The 18,545-nt window shown below is 55.4% G+C and carries 17 protein-coding genes and 1 pseudogene; 15 read left to right on the forward strand and 3 right to left on the reverse strand.

What is annotated here, in order from left to right:
* Positions 1–183 precede the first annotated feature (183 nt).
* The 9 genes and pseudogenes from ACN0UH_RS04740 to ACN0UH_RS04780 all read left to right on the forward strand — a co-directional run bounded on the left by ACN0UH_RS04740 (position 184) and on the right by ACN0UH_RS04780 (position 9,175).
* Positions 184–1,263 carry a sensor histidine kinase gene (locus tag ACN0UH_RS04740; protein ID WP_417660966.1) on the forward strand — a complete coding sequence of 360 codons (1,080 nt, stop codon included), beginning with the start codon at positions 184–186 and terminating at the stop codon, positions 1,261–1,263.
* On the forward strand, positions 1,260–2,006 hold the full coding sequence (locus ACN0UH_RS04745) for a LytR/AlgR family response regulator transcription factor (RefSeq protein ID WP_417660967.1): 747 nt from the start codon (positions 1,260–1,262) through the stop codon (positions 2,004–2,006). The genes ACN0UH_RS04740 and ACN0UH_RS04745 overlap by 4 nt, the downstream gene beginning before the upstream one ends.
* Before the next feature lie 96 nt (positions 2,007–2,102).
* Positions 2,103–3,041 (forward strand): hydroxymethylbilane synthase, encoded by a 939-nt coding sequence (gene hemC / locus ACN0UH_RS04750; RefSeq protein WP_417660968.1) that lies wholly within the window; start codon positions 2,103–2,105, stop codon positions 3,039–3,041.
* Between the two features lie 41 nt (positions 3,042–3,082).
* A pseudogene (locus tag ACN0UH_RS04755) lies at positions 3,083–3,763 on the forward strand (uroporphyrinogen-III synthase); the annotation flags it as partial.
* A 63-nt stretch (positions 3,764–3,826) separates the two neighbouring features.
* Positions 3,827–4,966 carry a uroporphyrinogen-III C-methyltransferase gene (locus ACN0UH_RS04760; RefSeq protein WP_417661110.1) on the forward strand — a complete coding sequence of 380 codons (1,140 nt, stop codon included), beginning with the start codon at positions 3,827–3,829 and terminating at the stop codon, positions 4,964–4,966.
* On the forward strand, positions 4,963–6,210 hold the full coding sequence (locus ACN0UH_RS04765; protein ID WP_417660969.1) for a heme biosynthesis HemY N-terminal domain-containing protein: 1,248 nt from the start codon (positions 4,963–4,965) through the stop codon (positions 6,208–6,210). Before ACN0UH_RS04760 ends, ACN0UH_RS04765 begins: the two co-directional genes overlap by 4 nt.
* A 202-nt stretch (positions 6,211–6,412) precedes the next feature.
* Positions 6,413–6,904, forward strand: coding sequence for a disulfide bond formation protein B (locus ACN0UH_RS04770; RefSeq protein ID WP_417660970.1), 492 nt, complete (start codon positions 6,413–6,415; stop codon positions 6,902–6,904).
* A gap of 299 nt (positions 6,905–7,203) precedes the next feature.
* Positions 7,204–7,677, forward strand: a complete 474-nt coding sequence (gene rsd, locus ACN0UH_RS04775; protein WP_417660971.1) for a sigma D regulator — start codon at positions 7,204–7,206, stop codon at positions 7,675–7,677.
* 442 nt (positions 7,678–8,119) lie between these two features.
* Complete coding sequence (locus ACN0UH_RS04780; RefSeq protein ID WP_417660972.1) at positions 8,120–9,175, forward strand: AlgP family protein; 1,056 nt, start codon at positions 8,120–8,122, stop codon at positions 9,173–9,175.
* A gap of 4 nt (positions 9,176–9,179) precedes the next feature.
* On the opposite strand, the gene ACN0UH_RS04785 is transcribed toward ACN0UH_RS04780, so the two are convergent.
* On the reverse strand, positions 9,180–9,644 hold the full coding sequence (locus ACN0UH_RS04785; protein ID WP_417660973.1) for a TIGR02444 family protein: 465 nt from the start codon (positions 9,642–9,644) through the stop codon (positions 9,180–9,182).
* 50 nt (positions 9,645–9,694) lie between these two features.
* Between ACN0UH_RS04785 and ACN0UH_RS04790 the strand changes: the two genes are divergently transcribed.
* The 5 genes from ACN0UH_RS04790 to ACN0UH_RS04810 all read left to right on the forward strand — a co-directional run bounded on the left by ACN0UH_RS04790 (position 9,695) and on the right by ACN0UH_RS04810 (position 15,506).
* Positions 9,695–11,611 (forward strand): ATP-binding cassette domain-containing protein, encoded by a 1,917-nt coding sequence (locus ACN0UH_RS04790; protein WP_417660974.1) that lies wholly within the window; start codon positions 9,695–9,697, stop codon positions 11,609–11,611.
* Positions 11,612–11,727: 116 nt separating this feature from the next.
* On the forward strand, positions 11,728–12,360 hold the full coding sequence (locus tag ACN0UH_RS04795) for a LysE family transporter (RefSeq protein ID WP_417660975.1): 633 nt from the start codon (positions 11,728–11,730) through the stop codon (positions 12,358–12,360).
* An 81-nt stretch (positions 12,361–12,441) separates the two neighbouring features.
* On the forward strand, positions 12,442–12,780 hold the full coding sequence (locus tag ACN0UH_RS04800) for an enhanced serine sensitivity protein SseB C-terminal domain-containing protein (protein ID WP_417660976.1): 339 nt from the start codon (positions 12,442–12,444) through the stop codon (positions 12,778–12,780).
* A gap of 301 nt (positions 12,781–13,081) precedes the next feature.
* On the forward strand, positions 13,082–14,983 hold the full coding sequence (locus ACN0UH_RS04805) for an FTR1 family protein (RefSeq protein WP_417660977.1): 1,902 nt from the start codon (positions 13,082–13,084) through the stop codon (positions 14,981–14,983).
* Positions 14,984–15,050: 67 nt separating this feature from the next.
* Positions 15,051–15,506 (forward strand): YaiI/YqxD family protein, encoded by a 456-nt coding sequence (locus tag ACN0UH_RS04810; protein WP_417660978.1) that lies wholly within the window; start codon positions 15,051–15,053, stop codon positions 15,504–15,506.
* 45 nt (positions 15,507–15,551) lie between these two features.
* Here ACN0UH_RS04810 and ACN0UH_RS04815 read toward each other — a convergent pair whose 3' ends face one another.
* Together ACN0UH_RS04815 and elbB are read right to left on the reverse strand one after the other, a co-directional pair.
* On the reverse strand, positions 15,552–16,022 hold the full coding sequence (locus tag ACN0UH_RS04815) for a thioesterase family protein (RefSeq protein ID WP_417660979.1): 471 nt from the start codon (positions 16,020–16,022) through the stop codon (positions 15,552–15,554).
* A 120-nt stretch (positions 16,023–16,142) separates the two neighbouring features.
* Entirely contained in the window at positions 16,143–16,802 is a 660-nt protein-coding gene (gene elbB / locus ACN0UH_RS04820; RefSeq protein WP_417660980.1) for an isoprenoid biosynthesis glyoxalase ElbB, read from the reverse strand.
* Positions 16,803–17,302: 500 nt separating this feature from the next.
* Here elbB and ACN0UH_RS04825 point away from each other — a divergent pair, with 500 nt between their 5' ends.
* On the forward strand, positions 17,303–18,538 hold the full coding sequence (locus ACN0UH_RS04825; protein WP_417660981.1) for a sterol desaturase family protein: 1,236 nt from the start codon (positions 17,303–17,305) through the stop codon (positions 18,536–18,538).
* Positions 18,539–18,545: the final 7 nt, after the last annotated feature.

The following is an 18,545-nucleotide window of genomic DNA, read 5'->3' on the forward strand; positions in this document are numbered from 1 at the left end:
CGATAATAACAGGGCTCACACGCAAAATCGCCGGGTGAGATTTGACAATAGGTATGCCGAGCCGCTGCTGACAATGTCGTCCGCATCACAGTTTGTAGGGTTGCCCGGCTGTTCACGGCACTATTTCAACCGTACGGAGCTTGCCCACTTGCTGAGTCTTCGCGCCACACGGAAACTGCGCTGATGCGAAATAAACCATTTAAAACAGAAGAAAAACGTGCGCCGGTTGATGATTTCTTCGTCCCCGAGCTCTGCCAGCCGGAAGCCCTGCTGAGCATTGTCCTGCTCGCCGAGTTATTGGTGCTGGTGCTGGTCTTGGCTGAGCCTATGTTGCCCGGCTTTAACTGGGTGCGCCTGGCGCTCACGTCGTTATTCGTGCAATGGATTGTATTGCTCTCGGCAGCTCTGTTGTGTCGTTTGCGCCCACTAATGGCACGCTGGCGTGCTGAAGTGGCTGGACTGTTTTGTTGCACTATCGTGGTTGCGTTGACCATGATTTGTACTGCGGTCGCCGATTTTTATGACCTGGGCGGGCAGTTGCCCCGTGCTGGTGAGGTCAATCTTTATCTGCGACATGCATTAATCAGCATGATTATGTCGGCACTGCTGCTACGCTATTTTTATCTGCAGAGCCAATGGCGCAAACAAGAGCAGGCAGAGTTGCGTGCGCGTATTGAATCATTGCAGGCGCGTATTCGGCCGCATTTCCTGTTCAATAGCTTGAACAGTATCGCCAGCCTTGTGGTGGTTGATCCGAATAAAGCAGAACAGGCGGTGCTGGATTTATCTGATTTGTTTCGCGCCAGCCTGGCCAAGCCCGGCAGTCTGGTGGCCTGGAGTGATGAGTTGGCGCTGGCGCAACGATATTTATCGATTGAACACTATCGTCTTGGCGAGCGTCTACAGTTGAAGTGGGAGGTTGCAGGTGTGCCCGAGGATCTGCCGATTCCTCAATTGACCCTGCAGCCACTGCTGGAGAATGCCCTGATATACGGCATCCAGCCATTGGTACAGGGCGGATTGGTATGCGTCGAGGCACATTACCTCGAAGGAGTGTTTCAACTGACTGTGAGTAATCCTTATGTTGAGCAAGACATGCCGCCTTCGCGTGGGACTCATCTCGCCTTGGAAAATATCGATGCACGTCTTGCGGCACTTTTTGGGTCTAAAGCCAGTCTCAGCGTGGAGCGCCGTGACGGCCGCCATTACACCCGTCTACGCTATCCTTGTGCGAGACTCACGCAGGAAGCCAGAGCAATATGAATGTTCTTATCGTCGATGACGAACCCCTAGCTCGAGAGCGCCTAAGCCGAATGGTCGGCGAACTCGATGGTTACCGTGTCCTTGAGCCAGCTGCAAGCAATGGCGAGGAGGCACTGAGCCTGATTGACAGCCTGAAGCCTGACGTTGTGCTGTTGGATATCCGCATGCCCGGTCTGGATGGATTACAGGTCGCGGCTAAGTTGTGCGAGCGTGAAGCGCCGCCAGCGGTGATTTTCTGTACCGCTCACGATGAGTTTGCCGTGGAGGCATTTCAGGTTAGCGCCGTTGGCTATTTGGTTAAGCCGGTGCGCAGCGAACACCTTGCTGAAGCCTTGAAAAAGGCGGAGCGGCCCAACCGTGTACAGCTTGCGGCACTGACCCGACCAGCGATCGAAACGGGTGGAGGTCCGCGCACCCATATCAGTGCGCGCACACGCAAAGGCATTGAGCTGATTCCTTTGGATCAGGTGGTGTATTTCATTGCCGACCACAAGTACGTGACCCTGCGTCATGAACATGGTGAAGTCTTGCTTGATGAGCCGCTTAAGGCGCTTGAAGATGAGTTCGGTGACGCATTTGTGCGTATTCACCGCAATGCACTCGTTGCGCGTGAGCGCATTGAGCGTCTGCAGCGTACGCCGCTTGGGCACTTCCAATTGTTCCTCAAAGGGCTTGATGGCGATGCGTTGGTGGTCAGTCGCCGGCATGTTGCGGGTGTTCGCAAATTAATGAACAGTCTGTAGTCCGGCCAAATCATAAGTATTGCTGCATCAGTGCCGGGAGGCTCGTAACGCCGTAGCCTGTTATTATCTGGGGCAGTTCGTATTCTGGAATTGCCCATGCCCCGTGAAATTCGCATCGCGACCCGTAAAAGTGCCCTGGCCTTGTGGCAGGCCGAGCACGTAAAAGCTCGTCTAGAGCAAGCTCACCCAGGCTTGGTTGTCAACCTGGTGCCAATGGTCAGCCGTGGTGACAAACTGCTGGATTCACCGCTGGCTAAAATTGGCGGCAAGGGTTTGTTCGTTAAAGAGCTTGAAACCGCACTACTGGAAAACCAGGCGGATATCGCTGTTCATTCGATGAAAGACGTGCCGATGGACTTTCCAGACGGTCTCGGCTTGTATTGCATCTGTGAGCGAGAAGACCCACGCGACGCCTTCGTCTCCAACACCTTTGACAGTCTTGCTGCGCTTCCGGCTGGCAGTATTGTCGGTACGTCGAGCCTGCGGCGTCAGGCGCAATTGTTGGCGCGCCGTCCTGATTTGACCATCAACTTCCTGCGTGGCAACGTCAATACGCGTCTGGCTAAGCTCGACGCGGGCGAGTACGACGCAATTATTCTGGCAGCCGCGGGTTTAATCCGCCTCGGCTTCGGTGAGCGTATCCGCGATTCCATCAGTGTTGAGGACAGCTTGCCAGCCGGCGGGCAGGGCGCAGTCGGTATTGAGTGCCGCAGCGCTGATGCTGAGATTCATGCGCTGCTTGAGCCATTGAATCACCGTGAAACAGCGCTGCGCGTGACGGCTGAAAGGGCGCTGAACAAGCGTCTGAATGGCGGTTGTCAGGTGCCAATCGCCTGTTATGCGATTATCGAGGGTGAACAGCTCTGGTTGCGCGGCTTGGTCGGCCAGCCTGACGGCGGTTTGCTCTTGAGCGCGGAGAGTCGTGCGCCATTGGCCGAGGCAGAAGCGCTCGGTATAGCGGTTGCTGAAGATTTGCTTGGCCAAGGTGCCGAAGCCATTCTTCACGCCGTGTATGGTGAGGCAGGCCACGCGTGAATCAATGGCGTCTGCTGTTGACCCGACCGCAGGATGAATGCGTGACGCTGGCCGCGGCGTTGGCCGAGCATGGCGTCCATAGCAATAGTTTGCCGTTGCTCAATATCGTCGAACTTGATGAAGCCGTCGAGCAGCGGGAAATACTCAGCCAGCTTGGGCGATACAGTGCGGTTATTGTTGTCAGCAAACCTGCGGCACGCATTGTGCGGCAGCGACTCGACGGTTACCAGATAGCCGTACCGTCAACTCAACCCTGGTTCAGCGTGGGCGCGGCGACAGGCGAAATCCTTGCTGATTATGGCGTGGATGCGCACTGGTCCGATGCGGGCGATGATAGCGAGGCATTGCTTGCTTTACCTCGGCTCAAGCAGGCTCTGAATGCAGATTCAGCCCCCAAGGTTTTGATTATTCGCGGCGAAGAAGGGCGTGAGTTACTCGCCGATAGTTTGCGTAGTCAGGGCTTAGTGGTGGATTATCTAAGCTTGTACCGCCGAGAGCTGCCGCAATATTCTGCGGGAACCCTGCATGCGATTTTGCGCTCAAATCAGCTCAACGCTGTGGTGGTCAGTAGTGGCCAAGGGTTTAAACACTTGCTACAAATGGCAGGTGAGCAATGGCCCGCATTAAGCAAGCTAACCTTATTTGTGCCGAGTCTGCGAGTGGCTGAGCAAGCACGTGCAGCGGGCGCTGAATCTGTAGTGAACTGTCGCGGTGCAAATGCTGCGGCGTTGTTGGCGGCGTTGCAGGCTGAGTCTGCCCCGCCCTCTGAGACAAAGGATGGATACGTGAGCGAAGCGACTTCCCCGAAAGAGCAGCCTGTGCAGGATGCACCCAAGCCAGTCACTAAAACACCAGCGCCAGAGAAACCTTCAAACGCTAGCGGCCTGGCGATAATCGCCCTGTTACTCGGCGCAGCTGGCGTTGCTATTGGCGGCTGGGGTGTCTGGCAACTGCGTATGTTGCAAGCAAACGAGCAGCAACAAGTGGCGCAACTAGAACAAACCCAAGCTCAGGCAGCAGCGCTTTCTCAGCAGGCTAAGAGCCTCGATAGCCGTTTGCAGTCGCTGCCACCACCGGATGAATTGGATGAGCGTCGGCGTCTGGTGCTGCAGTTACAGGGCGATCAGCAGTTGCTCAACAAGCGCCTTGAAACCGTGCTCGGTGCGAGCCGTCAGGAATGGCGTTTAGCTGAGGCGGAGCATTTGCTGCGTCTGGCAAGTCTGCGGTTGTCGGCGCTGCAAGATATCAACAGCGCAACGGCCTTGGTGCGTACTGCTGATGAAATCGTCCGCGATCAGGATGACCCGGCCGCCTACGCAGTTCGTGAGCAGTTGGCGCAAAGTCTTGAGGCGCTTCTGACTACGCCCAACCCGGATCGCACCGGTTTGTTCTTGCAGTTGGGTGCGTTGCGCGATCAGGGCATGCAGCTCAATGCATTGAATCCATCATTTAAAGATGACGGTGGGGTGCTCGGTCAATTGGCTGAGGAAAACTATGGTGAAGGCTGGTGGGCCAGTGTTCTGGAAACCGCTGGGCAGTACGTGCGCCTGGACTTCAATGCCGATCAGAACATCCGGCCTCTACTTGCCGGGCAAAGCTTGACCCAGGTTCGCCTGGCTTTGAGTCTGGCACTGGAGCAAGCGCAATGGGCGGCCTTGCATGGCCAGACAGCGGTATACAAACAAGCACTGACTCAGGCGGCTGACGTGCTTGATGGCAACTTCAATAAAGACAATCCAAGCAGCCGTGCGTTGCGCGCGCGCGTGGGTGAGTTGATCGACCAGACCATTGAAGTCAAGGCGCCAGACCTGACTAATTCGATCAACGCCATGCAGGCCTATATCGAGAAAAAACAGTCGGCCCGTGAACGTCTGAAAGATGCACCGGTTGCAGACAAGCCGGCGGCGGAGGAGGCGACTCAATGAAGCGCGCTTCCCTGCTGATATTAATTCTGCTGGTTGCTGGCGGGCTGGCTCTGCTTGGCTACTCAATTGCTGAGCACAAAGGCTATGTACTGCTGGCCTACAAGAGCTTTCGCTACGAATCCAGCTTATGGATTTTCCTGACACTGATTGTTGCGCTCTGGCTGATCATCTACCTGTTGCGTCTGCTGCTGCGTTTGTTGGTGACCTCCGGACGGCTGGTTAACCCATGGTCACGTCTGCACCACAACCGGCGTGTGCGATTAGCCTCCGAGCAAGGTTTTGTCGATCTAGTTGAAGGACGCTGGTCAGCTGCGCTACGCCATTTACGTAAAGCCGCTGAGGCTGAAGCGCTGCCGCTGATGTATTACCTTGGCGCTGCCCGTGCGGCTCATGAACTGGGCCAAAAGGAAGAATGCGATGCGCTGCTTGAGCGCGCACTTGAGCGTCAGCCGCAAGCAGAGCTTGCTGTGGCACTGAGTCATGCAGAGTTTCAGCAAGACCGCGGTGAGTTAGGGGCCGCACTGGAAACGCTGCAGGTGATGCATGAGCGGCATCCGAACAATCAACAAGTGTTGAAGCAATTGCAGCAGTTGTATGTGCGTAACCAGGATTGGTCAGCATTGCTTGGTATTTTGTCGACTGTGCGTAAAGAAAAGATGCTCAGCGGTGAGGCCTTGGCTGATCTTGAGCTCAAAGCTTGGCGTGGCCGTCTGGCCACAGCGGCGATCAGTGAAGAGGGCGGCCATGAAGCCGCGCTGACTAATCTGAATAAAGCCTGGAAGCAGCTTTCTACTGCGCAGCAGCAAGAGCCGACGCTGGTGGCGATGTATGCCGAGCAGTTGCGCCAACTGGGCAGTGAAGATGATGCAGAAGTCATATTGCGGGCAGCGTTGAAGCGTAATTATGACAGCCGTTTGGTGCGTCTCTATGGTTTGTTGCGCAGCAGCGATGGTGCGCGCCAGCTACAGACTGCTGAGAGCTGGCTAAAGGATCATCCGGCTGACGCTGATCTGCTCCTTACATTGGGACGCATCTGCGAGCACAACCAACTGTGGGGCAAGGCCAAGGAATATTTCGACGCCAGCCTGCGCTTCCAGCGTCATCCAGAAACCTGCGCCGAGTTGGCTCGCTTGCTTGCGCAGTTGGGTGATGTTGAGCGCAGCAATCAACTGTTCCAAGAAGGCTTGGGTTTGCTCGATCAGCGACTCAGTGCTTTACCCGTAGCGACTAACACTCACGGTTAAACGCGCACGTTGTTAAAAGCCCTTGCTTGCAAGGGCTTTTTATTGGGTTTGACTTGATTGGCGGGTGGTTTGGCCCGCACTTCAGCCGACGTGCGGTTGCTGTTAAGAGACAGTCAGTTGCCCTAGAACGCGCTTTTACCTTGAAACGCTTAGGTGCTTTCTACTACCGTAGGCGCCTTTGTCATGATCCTTCGGAGCCACCATGCACTTGGCTAGCCCACGTAGTCTATTTTTGCTCGCCTTCCTTGGTTGCGTCGCCTTGATGGGCGGTGCGCTCTATCTTGAGCATGTTGTTGGCTTAGAACCTTGCCCGCTGTGTATTCTGCAGCGTATCGCGGTGATTGTTTTTGCGGTGTTTTGCTTAATTGCCGCCATTCACGGTCCGGGGCGCATCGGTCGGCGAATATATGCTGGCCTCGCTTTGTTTAGTGCTTTGATCGGCGCAGGCACTGCCGCCCGCCAGATTTGGTTGCAAAGCGTTCCGGCCGACCAGTTACCTGCTTGCTTGCCCAGCCTTGAATACATGATGAACGCGCTGCCGTTTCAAGAAATTATCCGCGTGGTATTACACGGTTCAGCCGACTGTGCTGAGGTCAACTGGACGTTGTTTGGTATGAGCATTCCTGAATGGAGCCTGTTGGCATTCATCGCGATGATCATCTTCTCAATGCTGCAGTTATTTCGCCGCGTGTGAATCTTCACCTAGCTAGTATTTGCTTTTGCAGCTGCGCAGTCTTGCGGCTGCGCAGCGACCAATTCCCCAGTCTTAAGCCCTAAGCCCTGCTTTGCGCGGGGCACAGATTAAACGCCCGTATGAAATTTTCTCGACAGAGTGCCTTGATGGTGATTGGCGGGGAGCATACTCTGGCTTTTACAAGAACAGTTGGCACCCGTCGTTTAGGGTTCCTGTCGCAAATTGAATAAGCCGATTGTTAGGAAAGTGTCTCTAATCGGGCGTATAACAGAGAAACCGATAAGGGGAGTGAGGTCATCATGCTCGATAGTTGTCAGAACGCTCAGGAACGATGGGGTGGTGTTCACCTGCTGATTGATCGTTGGCTCAAGGAACGCGAAGAGTTGGTTTTGGCATATTCTGCAGCCAGTGTGCCGACCACCGCTGCAAGCACCAATGAACCTGCTGTGCAAAAGTTCTGCGAGGTTTTGGTCGATTACGTTTCAGCAGGCCACTTCGAGGTCTACGAGCAACTCACCAACGAAGCTAAAGCTTTTGGTGATGAGCGCGGTCTTGAACTCGCCAAGCAGATCTGGCCACGCATTGACGTCATCACTGAGGTTGCACTGTCGTTTAACGATCGCTGTGACAATGGTGACTGCCGTGACAATGCTTCATTGGTTGCGGAACTGAATCGATTGGGCCAATTGCTTCACGAGCGTTTCGAGCTCGAAGATTGCTTGATTGAAGTGTTGCACAATGCGCATCAAGAGCAATCGACTGCAGCGGTTTAAGCGCTGTGGCTAATCGATAGTTGGCGCTTTAATGGGTGTGTGAGCAACTAGGCTCGACACACCTATTACACGCTGCATCTAGCTGCTCGGTTCTGTGCAGCTTAGCGCTGAAGACATTGTTTAATCTGTGTTTTTAGCCGCGTCCTATCTCTCGCATTCAGCGATGATAATCTTCTATTAACGATACTTTGTGGTGCCTGCATGGGCTGACTGTGCCGGGCTTTTTTGTTGCCTGTGATATCGGCTTGCGCGGCTTGCGGCACATTCGGTTGAATTGCTGGTCAGAATAAGTCAGGTCCGATTATTGGCGGTTTCAGTGCGTAAAGTGGTTGATCATACGTGGAAATATTTTCGCCAATAATTCAACAAATGAGCAGATAACTAGCGACTGTGCAGTCAGGCGTCTAGTATGGGCTCATCAACAACCGCCAGGAGGCGAGCCATGTCGGCGAAAAAGAGCGCAAACAAAAAATCGGTTTCGACCCCGTTGCACCTACTTCAGCAACTTTCCGGTAGCTTAATGGAGCTCTTGGAAGATGCTTGCAGCAAAGCCTTGGTTGATGCAGAAAAACTGCTCGCCAAGCTTGAGAAGCAACGCGGCACTGCCCAAGAAAAGTTGCACAAAGCGCGTGGCAAGTTGGAAGACGCTGCCAACGCTGGCAAAAACAAAGCGCAGAAAAAAGCCAAAGCCAGCGTTGCTGAGCTTGAAGACCTGTTGGATGCGTTGAAAGATCGCCAGACAGAAACGCGTGGCTACATCGTCAAGCTGAAACGTGATGCTCAGGAAAGCCTGAAGCTTGCCCAAGGCGTGGGCAAAGTTAAAGAAGCTGCGAGCAAAGCGATTGCTAGCCGCGACGCCAAACCCGTAGTCGTTAAAGCTGCACCAGCCAAGGCAGCGGCAAAACCGGTCGCCCGTAAGCCGGCAGCGCGCAAACCGGGAGCCCGGACGCCCGCTGCAGCAAAACCTGCGCCTGCACGTGCTGCTGCAAAGCCAGCGGCTAAAACTACAGCTGCGAAACCTGCTGCGAAACCTGCAGCCAAGCCGGTAGCGAAGAAGCCCGCAGCACGCAAACCGGGAGCCCGGACGCCCGCAGCGGCTAAACCTGCTGCTGCAAAACCGACCCCAGCTCGCGCAGCTGCAGCCAAACCAGTGGCTAAAACTACAGCTGCAAAACCTGCTGCCAAGCCAGCAGCCAAGCCAGCAGCCAAGCCGGCTGCGCGCAAGCCCGCAGCTGCAAAACCGGCCGCTAAACCTGCCGCAACTAAGGCTCCTGCAAGCAAGGCTCCTGCTGCAAAAACACCTGCCGCAAAGCCTGCCGCGAAACCAGTGGCCAAGCCAGCCGCCAAACCTGCGGCTAAACCAGTAGTCCGCAAGCCCGCCGTTAAGCCAGCAGCAAAACCCGCAACTCCGGCACCTGCTGCTGCACCTGCTGCATCAACACCTGCAACACCTGCCAGCGTGACGACTCCAGCTGCGAAACCTGCAACTGAGTCCTAAGCTGTTAGCGATATTGGGCCGCGATGTGCAGTTGTTCCAGCGCGTCGCGGCCTGTCTCGTTAAGCACGGGTGCCAAGCCTTGCAGCCAAGCCTTTAGCGTTTCTTCGGGGCCATCCTGCCAGCCCAGTGTCAACGCGGCCAGACGTTGCAGCTGTATTCGTTCTGCCTCAATTTCCAGACGCTTGACTTGCTCACGTAGCAACGCCAACTCGCTGTCATGGTTAGCCGCTGTACGCCAATCTTGACGTAGCTGACGCAGGGCCGTCACAACTCCGTGTTGCCATGGGCGCGCGAGCAAGCGCATTTTCTCTGCATGCTCAGGGTTGTAGCTAACCCCACGCTTACCCAGCCAGGCTGCGCAAAGCAGTAAGCACACGTCGCTACCCAAGCCTTGCAGGGTTAAGCAGGCCTGCTCGACTTCGGGGCGTTGATAAAAGCTTTCGGCGAATCGCCACAGATCAGAGGACATAGTGCTTTCCGGGATTGTCGCGAAGGACTCTGATAGACTCCGCCGCCATTATGATTCGACTCTTGAACCTTACATTACAGCGCGGCCCTCAACGTTTGCTAGAAGACGCTGAGATGACCCTGCACGCCGGTCACAAAGCCGGTCTGATCGGCGCCAATGGCGCCGGTAAATCCAGCCTGTTTGCCTTGTTGCGTGGCGAACTCAGTGCCGACGCGGGTGACTGTCTGTTGCCCGCTGACTGGCGCATCGCCCATATGCGCCAAGAGGTCGACGTTCTTGAGCGCATCGCGGTCGATTATGTGCTCGACGGTGACGTACATCTGCGTCAGGTGCAAGCTGAGTTGGCCGTGGCTGAAGCTGAGCAGGACGGCGCAGCTGTCGCGCGTTTGCATACGGCGCTCGATAGCCTTGACGGTTATACCGCAGAGGCTCGCGCACGCAAACTGCTCGCCGGGCTGGGTTTCGATAATGCACAGATGGATCGTCAAGTTGGCGATTTTTCCGGTGGCTGGCGTATGCGCCTGAATCTGGCGCAGGCGTTGATGTGTCCATCCGACCTGCTGCTGCTCGATGAGCCGACCAACCACCTCGATCTCGATGCAATCTTGTGGCTTGAAGGCTGGCTGAAAAGCTATCCCGGCACCATGCTGTTGATTTCTCACGACCGCGATTTTCTAGATGCGGTGGTTGATCACGTTGTACACCTTGATCAACAAAAGCTCACGCTCTATCGCGGCGGTTACTCAGCGTTCGAACGCACTCGTGCCGAGCGTATGGCCCAGCAACAACAAGCGTTCGAGAAGCAGCAGGCACAGCGCGCGCACATGGAAAAGTACATCGCCCGGTTCAAGGCGCAAGCCACCAAGGCGCGTCAGGCGCAGAGCCGAATCAAGGCACTGGAGCGACTTGAAGAACTGGCCCCGGCTCATGTTGATTCACCTTTCGACTTCAGCTTCCGTGAAGCCGATAAGATTTCCAGCCCGCTGCTGGATCTTGATGATGCGCGTCTCGGCTATGGCGACACGGTAATTCTGCAGAATGTGAAACTCAATCTCGCACCGGGTGCGCGTATTGGTTTGCTCGGGCCGAATGGCGCAGGTAAATCGACACTGATTAAAAACCTGGCCAATGAACTGCAACCAATCTCAGGTCACTTGCAGCGTGGAGAAAATCTGGTTGTCGGCTATTTTGCCCAGCATCAGCTTGATGCGTTAGATGACAAAGCCAGTCCGCTTTTACATTTCCAGCGTGTAGCGCCAACTGAGCGTGAACAAACGTTGCGCGATTTTCTCGGTGGTTTTGACTTCAGAGGCCCGCGCTGCGACGAGCCGGTAAAGAACTTCTCCGGCGGCGAAAAGGCGCGATTGGCGCTGGCATTGATCGCGTGGGGCAAGCCCAACTTGCTGCTGCTCGATGAGCCGACCAACCACCTCGATCTGGAAATGCGTCTGGCGTTGACCATGGCCTTGCAAGAATTTACCGGCGCCGTGGTTGTGGTTTCGCACGATCGTCACTTGCTAAAAAGCACCACCGACGAGTTCTTGTTGGTGGCGGATGGCGGCATGCGTGTATTTGATGGTGATCTCGAAGACTATACCCGCTGGTTGGTTGATTACCGTGCTCGCCAAGCGCCGGTAACCACTGCGCGTACCGATGCGGGTGTGGACAGAACAGACAAGCGTGCGCAACGTCAGGCCGCTGCCGCATTGCGTCAACAGTTGGCACCGCATAAGCGCGAAGCCGACTCGCTGGAGAAACAATTAGGTCAGCTGCACGACAAGCTTGCGGTGGTCGAAGGCAAGCTCGGTGACGCGGCGATTTATGAAGCGGCGCGTAAAGATGAGTTACGCGACTTGCTGGCCGAGCAAGCCAAGTTCAAGAGCCTTGAGGCGGATCTCGAAGAGCGCTGGATGGAAGCCTTGGAAACGCTTGAGTCATTGCAAAAGCAACTTGAAGAGGCTTCATAAGCGCTCATCGGATTAAGCTTGCGTCTGCGCAATTATGGTACCGCCGAGGCTGGGCGGTTTTAGAGGAAAAGGGTAGGCTACTGGCTAGCCTTCTTTATGTGTGCGGAGACAGGATCATGGCGCTGGAAACCTGGCTGGCTTTTTTTGTGGCGTGCTGGATCATTAGCCTCTCGCCGGGTGCTGGCGCTATCGCCTCCATGTCGGCTGGCCTGCAGTACGGCTTTTGGCGCGGCTACTGGAATGCGCTTGGCCTGCAGATCGGTTTGGCCTTGCAAATCATCATTGTTGCGGCTGGGGTTGGGGCGATTCTCGCGACCTCAGCCTTAGCGTTCAGCCTGATCAAATGGTTTGGCGTTTTCTATCTGGTCTACCTTGCATATCGGCAATGGCGGGCGCTGCCAAGCGACCTTAGCGCCGAATCGTCAGAACGCCCAATCGGGCGGCCGTTGACCTTGGTCTTGCGTGGCTTTCTGGTCAACTTCAGCAACCCTAAAGCCATCGTCTTCATGCTCGCCGTGTTGCCCCAGTTTTTGAATCCGCATGAGCCATTGGTGGCGCAATATGCAGTGATGGGTGTGACCATGATTTTTGTCGATCTGATTGTCATGGCGGGTTACACAGGGCTTGCTTCACGGGTCTTGCGCATGTTGCGTTCGCCCAGCCAGCAGCGGCTTATGAACCGGAGCTTTGCGGTTCTTTTTGTGGGTGCTGCAAGCTTATTGGCAACGGTTCGTCGCACTGCTGCTTGATGTGGTACGCTCGTGCTTAAACCTGAGAGTGTCATCGCTCTTGGGAGGCTTTGGTCTGTATTAATTTGACTGAGTAACAGAATGACGCGCACATTAGTTGAGCCAGATGTCACTGAACAAAAGCCACGTTTAACTATTGCTGCATTGAGCTTACCGCCCCTAGAAAAAGCCTTGATTGCGACCTGTGCAGAGTTGGCGATTACGCAGGCTTATTTCGCCGCCTTGCGCACGCAGGGTGATACCCAGTCACCCCGCTTGTTACTCGCTATCAGCCCGGTCGGGATTGCTGCGCAGCGGCGTCTAGCAGCGGCTGTCGCCGAGATGCTACCGGAAGATGTCGACCTGGATTTGCTAGTGCTTTCAGACGACCCGCTTTCAGAGTCGTTGCGCCAAAGTTGCACGCCATTTTATAACGGCTAGTCCCCAGCCGACGGCCCTCAACGCCATACGCAAAAACTAGCCTGCTGCCTGTAGGCTTAGGCGCTTAATCGTGCGTGTTGGTTAATGCCTATCAACACAGGTTGTGTGTTAAACGGTTTAGCGCAAAACAATATTTCGTCGATTTGGTAATTGCTTAGCGCGCTCTTGCGAAGCTTGCGACTTTTCATGTCGACGGTTTGCGACAAATAGTCGCCCGTCATCCGGAACTCAGAGGTTGAGGAAAGTCGTTAGGGAGATAACAATATAACGACACACATTCGTATTTGACATTGAGTTCCATATGCACTTTCAACGTCGTATTTTTACTTGGCTATTGTTGCCGTTGATGGTGCTTTGCAGCCTGTCAGCCTTGGCCGAGCCAACCGATGGAGCGGCTCAGGCATTACATATGCTGGGGTATTTGGGGGCGGACTACCCCGCGACGGTTGCCAACGGTGAAGTCGTTGATGCTGGCGAATACCGCGAGCAGCTGGAGTTTCTTGGTGTACTCCAAGGTTTAATCGTGGCCCTGCCCGCCAACGACAATCGTGACCAGCTGGAAACAGGCGTCGCCAGCTTGCGTAAACACGTCGAGCAACGTGACGAAGGCATAGTGGTAGCGCTGCAAGCGCGGCAACTGGCCGCGTTGCTGGCAAGCAGTTATGAAGTAACTCAGGCGCCATCTATCACCCCAGACCCTACGCGTGGCGAGCCACTGTTTGCGCAGAACTGCTCGGTATGCCACGGCGCTACAGGTGCTGGCGATGGCCCGGCTGGCATTGGTCTTGAGCCGCCACCGGCAAACCTGCGCAATGCAGCGCGAATGGATCACTTGAGCCTTTATGACATCTACAACACCATCGGATTAGGTATCGAAGGTACCGACATGGTGGCCTTTGCTGATCAACTAGATGATCGTCAGCGTTGGGATTTGGCCAGCTATATTGCCAGTTTCACCGCAGACGCATCGCTCAAGGGCAAGCCGTTCGGTATCGCCAGCTTGGCTGAGCAAACACCTGCCGAAGTGGAGTCAGCTCAAGGCAAAGAGGCGGCTGCACTGTTCCGTGCCCAGCGTGCCGTTCCGCCGGTTGAGAAGCGCGGAGCCGCGCAGCTGATTAGTCACACCGAGCAGACCCTGGAAAAAAGCCTCAAGGCGTATCGCGGTGGTGATAGGGAACAGGCATACGATCTTTCAGTCGGCGCTTACCTTGAAGGCTTCGAGCTGGTTGAGAGCGCGCTAGACAACATCGATTCGGTACAGCGCAAGACCACTGAGAAGTCGCTGATGGCTTATCGTCAGGCGTTGCAGGACAATCTTTCGGTAGGAGAGGCGGCGCAACGTCTGGAGCAGGCAAAGGCGGAGCTCGGCAAGGCCGCCGCGCAGCTCGACAGCGGCGATGGCATGTCGGCTTCACTGACCTTTATTTCCAGTCTGTTGATTTTGCTGCGAGAAGGCCTTGAAGCCATTCTGGTTCTAGCTGCGATTCTGGCATTCCTGCGCAACACCGGTCAGGAAAAAGCGGTGCGCAGCGTGCATGTCGGTTGGGGCTTGGCTCTGCTGGCAGGTTTCGGCACCTGGGCCTTGGCGGCCTACTTGATTGATGTCAGCGGTGCCCAGCGTGAATTACTCGAAGGTTCAACGGCGTTGTTTGCCAGTGTCATGGTGCTATGGCTTGGTGTGTGGATGCATGATCGGCGGCATGCGGCTGCTTGGCAGAGCTACATCAAAAGCAGTCTGGTTGGCAGCGGTGGTCGTTTCGGTTTTGCCCTGCTGGCGTTCTTCTCGGTATACCGCGAACTGTTTGAAGTGATTCTGTTCTACGAGACCCTGTGGCTGCAGGCCGGGCCCGCAGGCCACGACATGGTCGTCGCTGGTGCAGGTGTTGCGTTAGTACTGTTGCTGGGCATTGCCTGGGTAATCCTACGGGGTTCGCGCAAGTTGCCGTTGGCCACCTTTTTCACCCTCAATGCGATTCTGCTGTGCGTGCTTTCGGTAGTGTTTGCTGGCCACGGTGTGGCAGCCTTGCAAGAGGCTGGAGTGATTGGTACGCGCCCGGTCAACTTCTTCGAGTTTGATTGGTTGGGTATCCACCCAGACGCCTACAGCCTTAGCGCCCAAGCGGCGGCGTTGATTGCGATCGCATTGCTTTACGGTCGCAGTTGGTTGAATGATCGGCAGCGCGCAACGGTTAGCACTGAGTAACAGCCAAGGCTAAAAACCAAACCCGGCTTGCCATTGTGCTCGCCGCTAACCCATTAGGAAAACCTGCATGACCCGTGTATGGATAGATGCAGATGCCTGCCCGAGAGCTGCGCGCGATCAAGTGGTGAAGTTCGCTCTGAAGCGCGGCTTTGAGGTCGTGCTGGTTGCCGGGCAAGCGCAACCGCGCCCTAACTTTGCTTGTGTGCGCTTGATCGTTGTACCGAGCGGGCCAGATGCCGCCGATGATTATTTGGTCGAGCACGCGGTGCCCGGTGAGTTGGTGATCTGCAGTGACGTGCCGCTCGCGGACCGCTTGGTCAAAAAGGGCGTGGCGGCGCTCGACCCGCGCGGTAAAGAGTTTGATGAGCGCAATATGGGCGAGCGTCTGGCTGTGCGTAACCTGTTCACCGATTTGCGTGAGCAAGGCCAGATGGGCGGCGGACAGGGGGCTTATTCAGACAAAGACCGCCAACAGTTTGCCAACTCGCTCGATCGCATCCTCACGCGCTTGACGCGGGTCTGAGCGGTATTGCGTTGGTTTATAGCTTCAGCCGAATAACCTAAAGCTTCAGCCGCATAAATAGGTGCCGGTGCCGACAGCAATCAGAGTGCCGTCATCGCTGTGCAATTCGCTGCGAACAACCGCGACTTTGTTGCCAGAGCGAAGCAGTACAGCGTTTGCGGTAAAACTCTGTCCACGCCCCGGTCGCAAATAATCGATGCGCAGGTCGATGGTGCCCAGCTTTGACAGGCGGGCCATGCGCTCGTTGCTGTCGAGGTGTTGATGGCGTTCAAATGCGCCAATCAACGCCATCGCACCGCCTGACACATCAAGGATGGTCGCGATAACGCCACCGTGAAGAATGCCGTGGACAAAGTTGCCGATCAGCTCAGGCTTCATCGGCAGGCTCATGCGCACTGACTCTGTTGAAAGGTGGTCGATGGTGATGCCCAGCGACTGGTTAAACGGGATGCGTTGGAAGAAGGCGCTGATCGCCTGATTCATTTCGTCAGTCAGAGTAAAGGCCGGGTGGATCATGAGTGATCGCTTGCTTGAGGTTTTACTCACGCTGGCCTAGCGCGCAGGTTTTAGCCAGAGGCGCGGCGGGAGTGCCGCGCTCATTGGCCAGATAACCCTGCAATAAAGTTACAAACCAACCTACTTGTGGGTCATCTCCAGCACCCGGTCAACAAGCTTGTAGATGCCCGATGCGACTTCGCTTATCGACTGCGCAAGCATATAAGCGGGTGTTGTGACTAGCTTGCGCGGCTCGTCTACAAATATCTCACTGACCTCGCAGTCGTGATGAATTGCGCCCATCGCCGTCATCGCACTGGCGGTGTCAGGATCGTTGCCGATGGTGCAGTTGACGCCTTCGCCGAAGAAGCGCGCAGCCATGGCGGGAGCGATACACATCAAGCCAACCGGTTTGTTCGCCGTGACGAAGCTCTGCACAGCCTTCAATACGTCAGGCTGCACTGTGCAGCTGGCGCCAGTGACAGCGAAGTCAGACAGGTTTTTCGCTGCACCAAAACCGCCAGGAATGATTAGCGCGTCGAAGTTCTCAGCGCTCAACTCATGGACATTTTTGATTTCGCCACGGGCGATGCGTGCAGACTCGACCAGCACATTGCGCGTTTCACTGGTTTCATCGCCGGTCAGATGGTCGACCACATGCAGTTGCGGCACATCTGGCGCAAAACATTGTACCTGCGCGCCTCGTTGATCCAGGCGCAGTAGGGTGATTACGCTTTCGTGGATCTCGGCGCCGTCATACACGCCGCAACCTGAAAGAATTACAGCAACTTTTTTATTCATTGAGTTCCCCTTAGAAACCGCTGAAAAACTACTGCGCTTAGTATGACTGAGGCAGTCGATACCACGTTAAAAATCTGTACAGGTAGTTATTTGCCGCCCGTAAAATCGAGCGCAACTCCAGTCGCTTCTCGCCCGTTTGACTCGCTGACGACCGCCCTTCGGGCCAGTGAACATAATTTTAATGCGGGCTGGCTCCCCATAAATGCTGCGCCAGTCGGTACTGCGGCGCCAAATCACGCACGCTATAAATGTTCGACTGTTAATTAGGCCGGTTGTTGCATGTGGCTATGCTTGTCTTCGCAGGGTGAGTCGACCGCTTGCCGGCTATCAGTGCAGGTTTTGTGTCGTCATCTGCCACTGTATTTGGCTTGTTCGGCCGCGAATGAGGCGTCCGGCTGACTTACGCTTGATAGTAGAGTCTGTTGCGGTTTTGTTCACCTTTCGTGATGAACCAGTTACAGGCTTTCGCGCCAGGATAATCATAACGATACGGCTGAGATATGAATTACATTCTTTATGCAGTGCCATTTTTCTTTGTGTTGATCGCCCTTGAGCTGTTGGCTGATCGCTGGCGAGGCGTCAGTACCTACAGGCTTTCTGACTCGATCAACAGCATCAGTGCTGGCGTGTTGTCGACCACGGTTGGGCTGGTGACCAAAGTCATTGGTTTGCTTACCTATACCGTTGCCTGGGAGCATTTTGGCCTGTTTGAATTAGCCGCAGACAGTCTTTGGGTGTGGCTGTTTGCCTTTGTCGTATACGATTTTTGTTATTACTGGAATCATCGTTTGGGCCACGAGCGCAATGTGCTTTGGGCGGCACATTCGGTGCATCACCAGAGTGAAGAATACAATCTCACCACCGCCTTGCGTCAGACCAGCACAGGGTTTCTCTTCGGATGGATTTTTTACCTGCCGATGGCGCTGGTCGGGGTGCCGCCACTGGTATTTCTGGCGGTGGCCTCGTTGAATCTGCTTTATCAGTTCTGGGTCCACACCCGGCACATCCCTAAGCTGGGCTGGTTCGAGTGGTTGTTTATCACACCGTCAAACCACCGTGTGCATCACGCGCAAAACCAGATTTACATGGACCGTAACTACGGTGGTGTATTTATCCTCTGGGATCGTTTGTTTGGTTCCTTTCAAGAAGAACTCGACGAACATCCGGTGGTGTTTGGCGTAACCACGCCATTGGCCAGCTGGAATCCACTATGGGCCAATCTGCAGGTGTATGCGGCGCTGTGGCAAGACGCCAAGCGCACGTCATCAACCTGGGACAAACTGCGCATATGGTTTATGCGCACTGGCTGGCGGCCGGCCGATGTGGCTGCTGCGTATCCGCAAGCCAAGCCCGACCTGAGCCAGTTTGTTAAGTTTGATGTGCCGCTGAGTGCTTATCGTAAGGTTTATGCCACGCTGCAATTTAGCGTTTATGTGCTCGGCGGCAGTTACTTCATGGCCAACGCCGAGCAGTTGAGTGTGCTGGCATTATTGGTTGGCTGTATCTGGGTTGGTTTTGGTTTGTACTGCATTGGAGTGTGGTTGGAAAACCGTGATTGGTCGACGCGTATTGAACTGCTGCGCCTGGCGTCCAATGTGCCGCTGCTGTGGTTGGCTGACTTACAGAGTGTGCTCCACATGAGCGGTCTGGCCTGGCTGCTTGTGGCGGCATACAGCGCTTTGAGCTGTGTTGCGCTGCTGGCTGAGCGGCGCAGTGACCAGCCCGTTGCGGCGTGAACGGGTT

Source organism: Pseudomonas sp., assembly GCF_048265905.1.
Taxonomy (GTDB): domain Bacteria; phylum Pseudomonadota; class Gammaproteobacteria; order Pseudomonadales; family Pseudomonadaceae; genus Aquipseudomonas.